Below are 14,051 nucleotides of genomic sequence, written 5' to 3'. Positions count from 1 at the left end.
GGAGTGGCAGATGCCGCAGACACGAGCCGGGCAGCAGGCCCGCCCGGAGGACCTGACCGATGTGGCGCGGCTGGTGACGGCGTATTACACGCTGCACCCCGATCCCTCCGAGCCGGGCCAGCGGGTGGCCTTCGGCACCTCGGGCCACCGGGGGTCGTCGACGGCCACCGCGTTCAACGAGGACCACATCGCGGCGACGAGCCAGGCGATCAGCGAGTACCGGGCACGGCAGGGCACGGACGGGCCGCTCTTCCTCGGGGCCGACACGCACGCACTGTCGGAGCCGGCCAAGGTGACGGCCATCGAGGTGTTCGCCGCGAACGACGTGGCCGTGCTCGTCGACTCCGCCGACGGATACACGCCGACGCCCGCGGTCTCGCACGCCATCCTCACGTACAACCGGGGCCGCACCTCGCACTTCGCCGACGGGGTGGTGGTCACCCCGTCGCACAATCCGCCGGGCGACGGCGGGTTCAAGTACAACCCGCCGAACGGCGGCCCCGCCGGCTCGGAGGCGACCGGCTGGATCCAGGACCGGGCCAACGAGATCATCGCCGGCGGCCTCAAGGACGTGCGCCGCATGCCGTACGTCCGGGCGCTGGCTGCGCCGTCGACCGGGACGTACGACTTCCTGGGCAGCTATGTGGCGGACCTGCCGTCCGTGCTCGACCTGGACGCGGTCCGCGACGCCGGGGTACGCATCGGCGCCGACCCGCTGGGCGGTGCCTCGGTCGCGTACTGGGGCCGCATCGCCGAGCAGCACCGGCTCGACCTGACCGTCGTCAATCCGCTCACCGATCCCACCTGGCGGTTCATGACGCTGGACTGGGACGGCAAGATCCGGATGGACTGCTCCTCGCCGTACGCGATGGCCTCGCTGATCGGGCAGCGCGACCGCTACCAGATCGCCACCGGCAACGACGCCGATGCGGACCGGCACGGCATCGTCACCCCGGACGGGGGGCTGATGAATCCGAACCACTACCTCGCCGTGGCCATCAACTACCTCTTCGCGCACCGGGACCACTGGCCGGCGAGTGCGGGCATCGGCAAGACCCTGGTGTCGTCCGGCATGATCGACCGGGTCGCCGCGGATCTCGGCCGGGAGCTGGTGGAGGTGCCGGTCGGCTTCAAGTGGTTCGTGGACGGCCTGGCCGACGGGTCGCTCGGCTTCGGCGGCGAGGAATCCGCCGGGGCTTCGTTCCTGCGCCGCGACGGATCGGTCTGGACGACGGACAAGGACGGCATCCTGCTGGCGCTGCTCGCCTCCGAGATCCTCGCCGTGACGGGCGACTCCCCGTCCGAGCACTACGCCGCGCTCACCTCCCGGTTCGGCGAGCCGGCCTACGCCCGGATCGACGCCCCCGCGAACCGCGACCAGAAGGCCGTACTGGCCCGCCTGTCCCCCGAGCAGGTCAGCGCCGACACCCTGGCGGGCGAACCGGTCACGGCCGTCCTCACCTCGGCGCCGGGCAACGGGGCCGCGATCGGCGGCATCAAGGTGACGACGGAGAACGCCTGGTTCGCGGCGCGGCCCTCGGGCACCGAGGACGTCTACAAGATCTACGCCGAGTCCTTCCGGGGCGCCGATCACCTCGCCCGCGTCCAGGAGGAGGCCAAGGCCGTCGTCTCGGCGGCCCTGGACGCCTGACAGGACGCGTCACCCCTCGCACCGGCGGGTGCGGGGGGCTCGGCGCGTGGGGCCTGCACACACGCGACTGGCCGGGCACATAACCGTACCGGTCGATAGAACTCCGGGGAAGTCCTGCCCCTCGGACTCCTCTTCGCGTTCCCCGTCGTCCGACGAGCCGTCGTCGCCCACGACCAAGTCCGGTGAGCCGCCGACGCAGCCGCCCTCGCCGCCCCCGTCGTCCGAGGAACCGCCGCCGTCCCCGCCACCCTCCTCCGAGGCACCGCCGACGTCGGAGTCGGCCCCCGAGCCTGTGACTCCGCAGACCGCGGAGTCGCAGGCACCACCGGCGCCGCCGGCGTCCGGGGACGGGACGGGACGGCGGACGGGACCGCGGACAGTACGGCGTAGGGCTCGGCACCGGCAGGATGCCGTGAAGCTCGACGAGACCTGCCCCTGAGCCGGATGGGGCTGCACGAGAGGTAGCGAGCCACCCCTGGATCCGGTGAGACTCCTTCGTGCACGGGTCTTCGGTTGCGAGGCGGCGCGTCTCGGTGCCGGAGCACGAGAGGGGGAGAGACACATGGCGACGTTCGTCCTGGTGCCCGGCGCCTGGAAGGGTTCCTGGGCGTTCGAGGCGGTGGTTCCGCTGCTGGAGCGTGCCGGCCATACCGTTCACGCCCTGACCCTGACCGGTCTGCGGCCGGACGACGACGACCGGACGGTCGCGACTGCCAACCTCGACACGCACGCCGACGATGTCCTGCGGCTCCTCGACCGCCACCACATCACCGGCGCGACGCTGGTGGGCCACAGCTACGCGGGGATGGTGATCGCCGCCGCCGCGGACCGCGCCGGCGGCCGGATCTCACGGCTGGTGCATCTCGACGCCTACGTGCCACGCGATGGCGATTCGTGCTGGTCGTCGACGAACGAGCACTTCCGGAACGTGTTCGCCGCCGGCGCTGCGGCCACCGGCTACGCCGTCCGGCCTCCGGGTGCCGGCGGCGATCCCCGACGCCGCCCCCATCCCCTCGCCTCGTTCCTGCAAACGATCCGGCTCACCGGCGCGGGCGCCCGGGTCCCACGTCGGGAGTTCGTCTACTGCTCGGGATGGGAGGACCGGACACCGTTCGCCGGGCTCCGCACACGTCTCCTGGCCGACCCGGAGTGGCAGGTTCACGATCTCCCCACCGGCCACGACGCCATGCACGAAGCCCCGGAGGCGGTCGCCGCACTGTTGCTCGGCGGATGACGATCGTCAGTGTGCCGGCGGACAGACGACAGGTCGCCGTCGGGGGCCGGTTGGCGGCTGCGGGTGAGCCGCCCGCAGCCGCCGGCCCTCAGGGCGTCGACACAGTGGGCCTGGGCGCCGTCGCCATCCCGCTGCCGATGAAGAAGCCCGGGTGCGGCGGCTGGTTGTAGGCCGTGTTCTGCCATGCCAGCGCCGTGCGGTAAGTGGTGTCGTGCAGCAGTGTGGTGATCTTCGTGCCCGTCTCGTACGGCGTGGAGTAGATGCGCAGAGCAGTGTTGTTCGTGGTCGCCCAGACCACTTCCTCGCGCCAGTCGCCGAACAGGTCGCCCGAGATCGCGGGGGTGGCCTTGGTCCCGTTGTTCGAATGGACCGACGCCCCGGTCAGCAGCCGGGTGTCGCCGGACGTGCCGTACCTGTCGATGTGGGTGCCGTCGAGGAGTTCCCGGGTGGTGTCGCCGTCCCACCAGGACAGGAAGTTGGCGCTGGAGGGCTTACGGCTCGCGACGACGGTGCCCTTGGGGCTGCGTACCCCGTCGGCCGCCGACGACCAGGACTCGGCACCGGCGCTGCCGGACCAGATGTCGTCGCTGACGCCGCGTCCGTTGTCGCCGTCGGCGGGAGTCGACCAGATGATCTGGCCGGTCCTCGCGTCCGCCATCCAGGACGAGGGTTTCGAGCTGTCCTCGTCGACCTTGAACTCCTCCAGTCCCGGGCGGGACGGGTCCAGGTCGCCGACGTGCAAGGCGTCGCCGTGGCCGTTCTTCGTGGTCCACAGGGCGTTGCCGTTGTCGTCGACGGCCATGGCGCCGTAGACGATCTCGTCCTTGCCGTCGGCATCGACGTCGGCGACCGACAGCTGATGGTTGCCCTGGCCGTCGTACCCCTTGCCGGAGTTGGTCGAACTGTTGGTGTCGAAGGTCCAGCGCCGGGTGAACGCTCCGTTCCGCCAGTCCCAGGCGGCGATGACAGTGCGCGTGTAGTAGCCGCGGGCCATGATCAGCGAGGGCCTGGAACCGTCGAGGTACGCGGTGCCGGCGAGGAAGCGGTCGACGCGGTTGCCGTAGCTGTCGCCCCAGGAGGAGACGGTGCCGCGGGCGGGGAAGTAGTCGACGGTGCCCATGGCGGCGCCCGTCTGCCCGTTGAACATCGTCAGGTACTCCGGGCCGGACAGAATGTAGCCGGATGAGTTGCGGTGGTCGGCCGACGAACTGCCGATCACCGTGCCCCTGCCGTCGACGCTGCCGTCGGCGGTCTTCATCGCGACCTCGGCCTTGCCGTCGCCGTCGTAGTCGTACACCTGGAACTGGGTGTAGTGCGCGCCCGAGCGAATGTTGCGGCCCAGGTCGACGCGCCACAACCGGGTGCCGTCGAGCTTGATCCCGTCGACGATCGTGTTGCCCGTGTAGCCGGACTGGGAGTTGTCCTTGGCGTTGGTCGGCTGCCACTTCAGTACGAAGTCCAGTGCGCCGTCCCCGTCGAGGTCGCCGACGGAAGCGTCGTTGGCCTCGTAGGTGTAGGCGACACCGTCCGGGGTCGTGCCGCCGGCGGGCGGGCTGATCGGCACGTCCTTGTAGCCGCTGCGGAACTGGATCGCGTGCACCGAGTCGGCCTGTTCGACGCCGCCGACGACTCCACGCACCGTGTAGTCGGCCGAGTTGGGGGCCCCGGCGTGGAAGTAGTTCGTCGAGCCGGTGACGGGCGAGGCGTTGACCTTGGTGCCGGCCCGGTAGACGTTGAAGGACACGTTGTCGGCGTCGGTGGCGAGCCAGCGCCAGCTGATCAGGTTGCCGGCGTCGGTGTGGACGCTGACGACGCCGCGGTCCAGCGCCTCCGCCTGGCGCGCGGTCGCGGCGTGCGAGGTCTGGCCGGTGACGACCAGTCCCGCGGCGGCCAGCAGACCCGCGGTGAGGGCGCCGAGCAGGGTACGGGTGCGGGTGGTGCGGCGTCTGCGGGGGGATCGGGGATGCTCAGGAGCCACGGTGCGTGCCTTCCGGAGTGGGGGTGGGTGGGTACACCTCAGTGCCCGCCGGGGCCGCAAAGGTTGCCGTCGGGGCGCACCGGATCCGCGGTGGGGCCGCGCGGTCCGGATTCACCCGTCTGCCGCAGCGCGGTGGCGGGCCGGGAGGGGTATGCGCAGGCTGTCCGCAGAGCTGCCGATTCGCAGGGGTGGCGGAGCCAGATGGGGGTGCGACGTGCCGGACGCCGGTGCACCGGTCCCGGGGACGCCCCCGGCGGACGGGATGGCGAGCGCGCTCCTGGACACACTGTTCAGCCAGTCCGCGGTGGGACTGCACGTGCTGGACACGGAGTTGAGGGTGGAACGGGTCAACGCCCTGTCCGACGCGGTCGCACCCGAGCAGATCGTGGGACTGCACTTCACCGAGGCGTACCGGCTCCAGGACCCGGAGGGGTCGGAAGAGCTGCTGCGCGGCGTGCTGGAGAGCGGTGTGCCCGTCCTGAACCGCGTGATCCGCGGGCAGCTCATGGAGGCGCCCGGGCCGGACCGCAGTCTGATGGTCACCATCCACCGCCTCGACTCCCCGGCCGGCCGGCCGCTCGGGCTGCTGCTGGCCGTCGTCGACGTCAACGAACGGGAGAAGTCGCGGGCCCGGGTGGACGTTCTGGCCGCGGTCCGCAGGAATGTGGGCCACTCCCTCGACATGGAGGCGATCTGCCAGGGGCTCGTGGGGGCAATGGTGCCCCCGTTCGCGGACTTCGCCGTGGTCGAGGTGGTGGACGAGGTACTGCGCGGTACGCGCGCACCGCTCAGCCCGGTGCGGCCCGATGTCCCCCTGCGCCGCGCGGCCCAGCTGGGTACCGACGGGGACACGCCCGTGGGCGTGACCCGGCAACTGCCCGAGGGCACTCCGTACGCACTCGTCGCCAACGACCTGCGTCCCCGGCTCGTCCAGCTCCGCCCGGACACCCCGTGGCTGGACGCGGATCCGGTCACCGCGCACACGGTCACGGCGACCGGTGCCCACTCCCTGATCGTGGCACCGCTGAAACTGCACGGGGCCTTCCTCGGCCTGGTGAGCCTGTACCGCTGCAGCGGATCCGAGCCGTTCGACGAGAGGGACCTCACCCTCGCGCTGACCGCCGCCGCCCATACGGCGCTGAGCATCGAGACGTCGCGCCGCTACGCGCACGACCATGTGATCGCCTCGACCGTCCAGCGCAGGCTCCTGCCCCAGCACAACGGCGCCCGGATCGCCGTCGAGACCGCGCACGTGCTGCTCCCGGGGCGCAACAGCGGCTGCTGGTTCGACACCATCGGGCTGTCCGGCGCCCGGACCGCGCTGATCATCGGCAACGTCGCCGGGCACGGACTCCAGACCGCCATCACCATGGGGCAACTGCGGACGGCCCTTCACGCCCTGGCCGGTCTCGACCTGGACCCCGACGAGGTACTGGCCCGCCTGAACGACACGGCGGACCGCCTCGCGCGGGAGCGCCGGTCGCTTCCACCGGGTGACTCGCTGCACCGCCAGCCGCTGACGGCGACCTGTCTGTACGCGGTCTACGACCCCTTCACCCGGACCTGCACGGTGGCGCGTGCGGGGCATCCGGCGCCGGTCGCCGTCGCTCCGGACGGCCGTCCGGTCGCCCTCGACGTGCCCGAGGGGCCGCCGCTGTTCTCCGACGACAGTGCCCCGTTCGCCACGGCGACGATCACGCTCGACGAGGGCAGTGTGCTGGCCTTCCTCACCGGTTCGCTGCTGTCCGGCGACCATTCGGTGACCAGGGTGCAGGACGCTCTGGCCTATCCGGACCGCCCGCTCCAGGACCTGTGCGACGCCGTCGTCTACAACCAGCCCGCCGAAGCCCACCCGGACGGTGCCGCGCTCCTGCTCGCCAGGACGGGCGTCGTCCCGCCCGACCGGGTCGCCACCTGGGAGCTCGCCCACGACCGGACCACACCCGCCATCGCGCGCACCCTGGTCCGCGACCGGCTCGATGGCTGGAACCTCGACGAGGCGACGATCGAGGCGACCGAGCTGATCGTGAGCGAGCTGATCACCAACGCGGTCCGCTATGGAACGCCGCCGCTGCACCTGCGGCTCCTGCTGGACCGCACCCTCACCTGCGAGGTCCACGACACCAGCCCGGTGGCACCGCATCTGCGCCACGCCCGCACCGTCGACGAGGGCGGCCGCGGCCTGTTCATCGTCTCGCAGCTCGCCACGCACTGGGGCACCCGGTACAGCACCGGCGGGAAGGCCTTGTGGACCGAGCAGGAGGTCCCGGCCGACGACGGTTCCTGACGGGCCGGCACGGGCCGCGGGCGGCTCCGCTCGCAGCATCGCCCGGGGAGACGGAGCATGAGGACATGCGCACGGGCACGGAGACCTTCCGCGGGGAACCGCACCCCCTGCGTACCGTCGCGTTCGTGCTGGCCGCCCTGTGCACGCTGGCGATGGCCCTGACCGCGACCGCGCGCAGCACGCTGGTCTCACCGTCCTTCTACCAGTCGGTGCTCGACGACCAGGAGGCCTACGACCGGTTGTACGACGAGGTGCTCGTCGATCCCGAGGCGTCGGGTGTCACCAGGGATCTCCTCGCGCGACTGCCTGTCCCGGAGGCGATCATCACCTCGAACCTCAAGGTGGTGCTGCCGCCGGAGAAGGTCCGCGACCTGACCCATCAGCAGATCGACAGCGTGGTCGGCTATCTGCGCGGCGATGTCGACACGCTGCGCCTGACCGTGGACCTGCGGCCGGTCGCCGACAACCTCGGCGACCTCACCCAGATCTACTTCGGTGATCTCGTCGCCTCGCTGCAGAACCGGGCCGAGCCCGACTTCGCCGCCTTCTCGGCCGGTCTCGACCGGGCGCTGGAGGGTCTGGTGGCCGGGCGGATCCCGGACGGTCTGCCGGCGCTGCCGCTGTCGGCCGGGCAGGCCGAGCAGGCGACGGACGCACTGCTGCGGTCGGTGCCGGCGGACAGCCGGGCGGCGCTGCGCCCGGAGGTCTCGGTCGCACTGGCCGAGGGCGATGTGGCCACGGCGCTGGCGGCGGTGGCCCCCGGAGCGGTGTCGGAGCGGACCCGCGCATCGGCGGCCGAGCTGCGGGCCACGGTCGGCGACGGCACCTGGGACGTGACCCAGGCGCTCGCCGCTTCGGGGAACGATCTGGACGCCGTCCACCGGGCGCGGGCGGTGACGCACGAGGGCCTCGGTCTGGTCGAGGCGATCGCCACCGTGCTGGGCGTGGCGTCCCTCGCCGTGCTGTGGTTCGCCTCCGCGGCCGGTTCCGGCAGGAGGCTGATGGTGATGGGCTGGGCCCTCGCCTCGGGCGCGGTCCTCACCGGACTCGCGGTACTGATCGCGCGCCTGGTCACCGGCGGACGGGTGGTGACCCCGCCGGACTCCTGGCCGTCGAGCGTGACGGGGCTGGTGGACGACCTCCAGCATGCCGCCTTCGACCGGATCGCCGTCACCGCGCTGACCGCCGCGCTGGTCCCGCTCGTGACCGGAGCGCTCCTGGTGGCGGCGGGCTGGGCCGTCCGGGCACGGCCCCGGCCCTCGTTCACCGCGCCCCGCGTCCGCGGGCTGGCCGCGGGGGCCGGCTGCGCGGCGATGGCGGGGGTGCTGCTCGTACCCCTGGGGGTGAACCGGTCCGTCCCGCGCGTCTGCCAGGGCAGCGCCCGGCTGTGCGAGATGCGGTACGACGAGGTGGCCTACGTGACCTCGCACAACGCCAACTCGACTACGTACGACCGCTTCATCGGTCCGCTGCAGGACCCCGGCATCACGGCTCAGCTCGACGCGGGTGCGCGGGCGCTGCAGATCGACACGTACCACTGGGAGACGTCGCAGGAGATCACGCAACGGCTGGGCATCCCCGACTTCTCCCCGGAGCAGCGGCGGCTCATCGCCTCGGCGATCGACCGGCTCAATCCGCCGCGCGAGGGCCTGTGGCTGTGTCACGCCGTCTGCCGGGCGGGGGCGATCGAGCTGGTGCCCGCCCTCACCGTGTTGGGCACCTGGATGCGGGAGCATCCGAGCGAGGTGGTCACGCTGATCGTGCAGGACGCGATCAGTGGTGAGGAGACCGAAGAGGCCTTCCGGCAGGCGGGGATCGAGGACCTGCTCCACACACCGGACGCCGATCCGGACAAGCCGTGGCCGACGCTCGGCGAGATGGTCGACAGCGGCCGGCGGCTCGTGGTCTTCGCCGAGCAGGCCGACGGGCCCGCGGCCTGGTACCGCAACTTCTACCGGTACGGGATGGAGACACCGTTCGCGTTCCGCTCCCCCGCCGCGATGAACTGTGTCCCGCACCGGGGCGACACCGGGAAGCGGCTGTTCCTGTTGAACCACTTCATCACGGTCGCGGGCGGCAGCCGGCTGGACGCGGGGAAGATCAACGCCCGTGACTGGGTGCTTGACCGGGCTCACCGGTGCGAGCGGGAGCGGGGCAGTCCGGTGAACTTCGTCGCCGTCGACTACACGACGATCGGGGATGTGCGCGGGGCGGTGGCAGCGCTCAACGAAGAGCGGGTGAAGGCGGCCGGCGCATCCTGACGCGGACATGGGTGCGGCGCACCACGGCGGTCGGGCCGTGGTGCGCCGCGGTCAGGGCGTCGGCAGGCGCCCAGGGTTCAGGGGGCGGCTGCCGACGGGTCAGCGGCGGCCGCCGTAGCGGTGGCCCCAGGACTTGGAGTCGACCTTGTGGCCGTTCGTGTCACGCAGGGTCGCCGTGTCGCTGTTGTCCCAGACGTAGCGGCGGAGGTCCTGGTAGACGTCGGTGCGGGTGTCGCGGCCGACGCCGGTGTGCACACGCACCGAGGAGCGGCCGGGCAGCCGGAGGTCGAACCGGTAGGTGCGGCGGCTCTCGTCGCGGAGGGTCCAGCCGCGCAGGTTGACCGAGTGGCGGCTCGTGTTGGTGACGGTGACCCACTCGCCGTTCAGGCTCCGGTTGGAACCGTTGTCGCGGCCGGGGCTGTTGTACTGGATCTTGCCCAGAACGACGGCCGAGTGTTGGGCGTGACCGCGTCCGTGGCCGTGGCCGTTGCCGTGGCCGTGGCCGTTGCCGTGGCCGTGGCCGTGGCCGTGGCCGTCGGCGACCGCCGGGAGGGCGGCGGCAGCGACCAGTGCGCCGGAGGCGAGAACGGCGGCGGTGATCCGTCGTGCGGAACGGGACATGAAGACCCCTCAAGTGCAGGCCCGGGCCTGTGGTCCGGGCGTTGTTCGGCCCCGGCGTGGTGCCGGGAAGGCATACTTTGACCCGGTTGCCCGGTGGCCGGAAAGTGCCCCGGAGTCGTGTTACAAGATGCAGACATTTCCGTCACACGCGGTTGTAAGCGACATCCACCGAAACCTCCGGGTACCTGTCAATCGCTGCCCGCTGCACCCACCCCTACGACGCCGGGTTGACGGAAGCCGGGGCGCCGCCGACCGCCCGTCACGCGTCCGCCGGGGCCCGGCCGGCCGGGCCCCGGAATCCGTAACAGCAGCCGCCCGGCCAGATCTGAACACCCGTTCCGCTACCCCGGGAAAGCAGCACGAAAGTTCCCTCGAACACCGGCCGAGGACCGTCACATCCGTCCGTCCGGACGCCTCCCGGACCAGCCGAGCAGGACCACCGAGCAGACCGCGGCGAACGCGCACCAGGTGGAGATGAACTCCAGGCGCCACAGCGCGGCGCAGACCGCGGCCCCGCCCGCGGCCAGCACGCCGAGCCACACCAGCACCCGGTCACCGGACAGGAGCAACGCTCCGACGGTGGCCAGGAGGTAGCCCGCCACGAGCAGTTCGGCACGCGGCAGTTCGAGGACGTACCCGAGGGTGTGCCCACGGACCTGCGCCGTCACCGGCCGGGTCGCCAGACTGTGCGCGAGGGCGGCCGAGGTCGCCACCCCCGCCGCCAGCGGCACCGCGAGCCGGCGCCGGGCCTGCGGCGGGGCCGCACACAGCACGCCCAGCGGCACCCACAGCGCCAGGACCGGCAGGGCGATGACCGCCCAGGCAACGGTCGCCGGTCCGGCCCCGCCGTCCGTCCGCCAGACCACGGACTCGATGATCTGGTGGGCCCCCAGGAGCAGCGGCAGCGCCGCCAGCGGGAGGTCCCGGGCCCGGCGGGCGCGGGCCACGCAGGCCGCACCGACCGCCGCAATCGCCGTACCCGCGACGAGGTCGGCGGTCGCACTCCAGCACATGGCGTCACCCGGGGTTTCTCGTCCGTTGGCAGCCGGTCTCCGCCACGGCCGCTCCCCCGGTCACGCTACGGCCCGCTCCGGCGGCCACCGAACCATGACACTCCCACTTCTTGACCGGTCCATGCCGTTGACGTACCGTCACCGCTGTTCGCACACAAGAACTCAGTTCACCATACGGAACATCATGGGACGTCGTTCCGATGGTCGAGGGATTGCCTGCCACCGCACCAAACCACTCATTGGTGCCTGTGGAGGACACCGCAGGCGGTGAAGGGAACACCCCAGTGCGTACCAGAAATCAGCATGCCAGACGCAGAGGCGGCCATGCAGCCGCCGCGTTCGTCGCGATCGCCTCGCTCGTTCTCGCGGGGCTCACGGCCCTCTTCGCGACCGGTTCCGCGACGGCGGCCCCCGCGGCCGGCTCGTACAGCCTGTCGAACGCAGGAAGCGGACTGTGTCTGGAGGTTCCCGGCGCGGGAACCTCCGACGGCGTCCAGCTCGGCCAGCGGTCCTGCAACGGCGCCGCGAACCAGACGTGGCAGCTCAGGACCTCCGGCGCCGGCTACACCCTGGCCGCCGCGCACAGCGCCAAGTGCGCCGGGGTCCGCGGCGCATCGACGAGCGCGGGCAAGGCCGTGGAGCAGCAGAGCTGTTCCGGCGGCGCCGGCCAGGTGTGGACGCTCGCGCAGGTCAGCGGCAGCACGTACCAGGTCGTCAACGCCAACGGCGGCAAGTGCCTGAACGTGAAGGACAGTTCGACCGCGGCCGACGGCCGGCAGCAGCCAGGCCGTGACCTCGACGATGAAGGTCTCCGGCACCTACGACGGGGGCCTGAAGGGCTGCTACGGGAGCGGCGACCTGGGCAGTGACGGCCAGGACGAGGACCAGCCGGCCCTGATCGAACTGGCGGACGGGGCCACGCTGCAAAACGTCATCCTCGGCTCGCCCGCGGCGGACGGGGTGCACTGCCTGGGCGCCTGCACACTGAAGAACGTGTGGTGGGAGGACGTGGGCGAGGACGCCGCCACCTTCCTCGGCAGCTCCTCCTCGCTGGTGCGCACGATCGACTGCGGCGGCGCGAAGCTGGCGGACGACAAGGTGTTCCAGCACAACGGCGGCGGCACCCTGATCATCAAGAACTTCCAGGTCAGGGACTTCGGGAAGCTCTACCGCTCGTGCGGCAACTGCTCGACCCAGTACTGCAGGCACGTCCAGGTGCAGAACGTCTGGGTCACCGCGCCGGGCGACGGCCTCGTGGGGATCAACCCCAACTACGGTGACACGGCCCGCCTCTCCGGCGTGACGGCCTACGACGACGGCGACCGCGACATCGACATCTGCACCACGTACAAGGGCGTGACCAGCGGCGAGCCCAGTAAGACGGGCACCGGCCCGGACAGCACGAACTGTCTGTACGCCACCTCCGACATCACCTATGTCGACTGATCGATGGTGACGCGCCGGGGCTGCCCGTCCCGGACACCGGGGCGGGCGGGTCCTCGGCCGTGACCCGCCCGCAGGAACCGGCGCGGCCTCAGGCCGTCGCATCCGACCACGCGTACGGCGGTGGAACGGGACCGCCCCCCGGCCCCGCGCCGGCCTGGCCCAGCTCGCGGTCGGCCACACTCATCAGCTGACCCGCCACATCCCGCATCGCGCGGCTCGCCGCCAGCTCGTCACCGATGGTGGGCACGTCCGGGTCCTGCGGACTGCATCGGGCGACCCCGTGACCGGTGAGTTTCGCCGTACCCGTGTCCAGCACCGCCTCCGCCTTCGTCGTCCCGTCACCCTCCGACAGATCGACGTGGACCGTCCACTCCATCGTGCGGTTCATCGCGCACCTCCCGGCTCGCACCGGCAGGCAGGCGCCCGCCGCCGTACGGGTCCGTCTCCAGCATCCACCCAACCGGCCCGGCACGCCCGTTCCCGTCCACCGGGTCCGGCTCGGCCTGCGCGGAGCCCCGGACCGAAATAGGATGCAGGGGCCGGGCCCGCAGCAGCAGGGCCGCGGCCCTCGCCCTCCGGGTCGCCGGCGTCGGCCTCCCGGATCGACCCCGCCACGACGGACCCCCGTGGTGCGGATGGCCACCACCTGCCCTGCGGAGCGGCCCATGAACCGGCGTCGTCCTCCCCGCCCGGCCAGTGCCGAGGAACTGCTCACCACGCTCCAGCACCTGACCTCGCGGGCCCGCCGGGAGGTGGAACTGCATCAGGCGCGGGTGGAGCTGGCGGAGGCGTTGCAGCGGGGGATGCTCCCCTCCGCACTGCCGTCCCTGCCCGGTCTGCAGACCGCCGCCCGGTACACCCCCGCGCGCAGCGGCCTGGACATCGGCGGTGACTGGTACGACGGGTTCCAGCTGCCGGACGGTTCGCTGGCCTTCGCCATCGGGGACGTACAGGGCCACGACGTCGAGGCGGCCGCCTTCATGGGCCAGATCCGGATCGCGATGCGCGCGATCGCGGCCACCACGGCCGATCCGGGCGAGGTGGTGGGCCGGACCAATGACCTGCTGCTGGCCGTGGACTCCGGCCTCCTGGCCACCTGCACCTTCGTCCGGCTCGATCCACGGACCCGGGAGTTCCAGAGCGCCCGCGCCGGTCATGTGGGTGCGGTGTGGGCGACGGCCGACGGGCAGTCGGGCGTCGCCGAGGACGAGGGTGGTCTGCCGCTCGGGATCCAGAGCGGTGAGGAGTACCCGGTCACCACCCGGCGGCTCACCGCCGACGGGGCCTTCGTCCTGCTCACGGACGGCGTGATCGAAGGACCCTCGTACCCCATCGACGAGGGGCTCGACGCCGTCGTGCGGCTGGTGCGCTCGCGCGTCGGCGACGACGCGGACGAACTGGCGGACGCGATCCTGGGGACGGCGGAGCGTACCGGGCACGAGGACGACGCCGCCGTACTCGTCCTGCGGCACGCAGCGTTTCCCGCCGCCGCCGGATGAGGCCGCAGCACCGGCGCGTGTCACGCAGCAGCCTCCCCTCACGGCCGGTGTCTCATGAGAA

General features: G+C 72.0%; 11 protein-coding genes. 7 read left to right on the top strand and 4 right to left on the bottom strand.

Annotated features, from left to right (window positions below):
* Nucleotides 1-10 precede the first annotated feature (10 nt).
* Both pgm and ACIBJG_RS07190 read left to right on the top strand, forming a co-directional pair.
* Complete coding sequence (gene pgm / locus ACIBJG_RS07195) at nt 11-1,651, top strand: phosphoglucomutase (alpha-D-glucose-1,6-bisphosphate-dependent) (RefSeq protein WP_399304901.1); 1,641 nt, start codon at nt 11-13, stop codon at nt 1,649-1,651.
* 562 nt (nt 1,652-2,213) lie between these two features.
* Entirely contained in the window at nt 2,214-2,885 is a 672-nt protein-coding gene (locus ACIBJG_RS07190; RefSeq protein WP_399304898.1) for an alpha/beta fold hydrolase, read from the top strand.
* Nucleotides 2,886-2,973: 88 nt separating this feature from the next.
* On the opposite strand, the gene ACIBJG_RS07185 is transcribed toward ACIBJG_RS07190, so the two are convergent.
* Entirely contained in the window at nt 2,974-4,863 is a 1,890-nt protein-coding gene (locus ACIBJG_RS07185) for a rhamnogalacturonan lyase (protein WP_399304895.1), read from the bottom strand.
* Nucleotides 4,864-5,125: 262 nt separating this feature from the next.
* Here ACIBJG_RS07185 and ACIBJG_RS07180 point away from each other — a divergent pair, with 262 nt between their 5' ends.
* Nucleotides 5,126-7,150 carry a SpoIIE family protein phosphatase gene (locus tag ACIBJG_RS07180; protein ID WP_399305393.1) on the top strand — a complete coding sequence of 675 codons (2,025 nt, stop codon included), beginning with the start codon at nt 5,126-5,128 and terminating at the stop codon, nt 7,148-7,150.
* Nucleotides 7,151-7,215: 65 nt separating this feature from the next.
* Entirely contained in the window at nt 7,216-9,411 is a 2,196-nt protein-coding gene (locus ACIBJG_RS07175; RefSeq protein ID WP_399304892.1) for a hypothetical protein, read from the top strand.
* A gap of 99 nt (nt 9,412-9,510) precedes the next feature.
* Here ACIBJG_RS07175 and ACIBJG_RS07170 read toward each other — a convergent pair whose 3' ends face one another.
* The gene (locus tag ACIBJG_RS07170) at nt 9,511-10,032 is read right to left on the bottom strand and encodes a lamin tail domain-containing protein (protein WP_399304889.1); all 522 of its coding nucleotides are present in this window, start codon (nt 10,030-10,032) and stop codon (nt 9,511-9,513) included.
* A 392-nt stretch (nt 10,033-10,424) separates the two neighbouring features.
* Nucleotides 10,425-11,045 carry a DUF6629 family protein gene (locus tag ACIBJG_RS07165; protein WP_399304886.1) on the bottom strand — a complete coding sequence of 207 codons (621 nt, stop codon included), beginning with the start codon at nt 11,043-11,045 and terminating at the stop codon, nt 10,425-10,427.
* A gap of 284 nt (nt 11,046-11,329) precedes the next feature.
* Between ACIBJG_RS07165 and ACIBJG_RS07160 the strand changes: the two genes are divergently transcribed.
* Both ACIBJG_RS07160 and ACIBJG_RS07155 read left to right on the top strand, forming a co-directional pair.
* On the top strand, nt 11,330-11,914 hold the full coding sequence (locus ACIBJG_RS07160) for an RICIN domain-containing protein (protein WP_399304883.1): 585 nt from the start codon (nt 11,330-11,332) through the stop codon (nt 11,912-11,914).
* Nucleotides 11,835-12,491, top strand: a complete 657-nt coding sequence (locus ACIBJG_RS07155; protein WP_399304880.1) for a pectate lyase — start codon at nt 11,835-11,837, stop codon at nt 12,489-12,491. The genes ACIBJG_RS07160 and ACIBJG_RS07155 overlap by 80 nt, the downstream gene beginning before the upstream one ends.
* A gap of 88 nt (nt 12,492-12,579) precedes the next feature.
* Here ACIBJG_RS07155 and ACIBJG_RS07150 read toward each other — a convergent pair whose 3' ends face one another.
* Entirely contained in the window at nt 12,580-12,879 is a 300-nt protein-coding gene (locus ACIBJG_RS07150) for a DUF1876 domain-containing protein (RefSeq protein ID WP_399304877.1), read from the bottom strand.
* Between the two features lie 277 nt (nt 12,880-13,156).
* Here ACIBJG_RS07150 and ACIBJG_RS07145 point away from each other — a divergent pair, with 277 nt between their 5' ends.
* Entirely contained in the window at nt 13,157-13,990 is an 834-nt protein-coding gene (locus ACIBJG_RS07145; protein ID WP_399304875.1) for a PP2C family protein-serine/threonine phosphatase, read from the top strand.
* Nucleotides 13,991-14,051 lie beyond the last annotated feature (61 nt).

Source organism: Streptomyces sp. NPDC050422 (assembly GCF_044458665.1).
Classification (GTDB): Bacteria; Actinomycetota; Actinomycetes; order Streptomycetales; family Streptomycetaceae; genus Streptomyces.
Note: the sequence above shows the minus strand (reverse complement) of the source record. Positions and strands in the feature narration are given on the sequence as shown.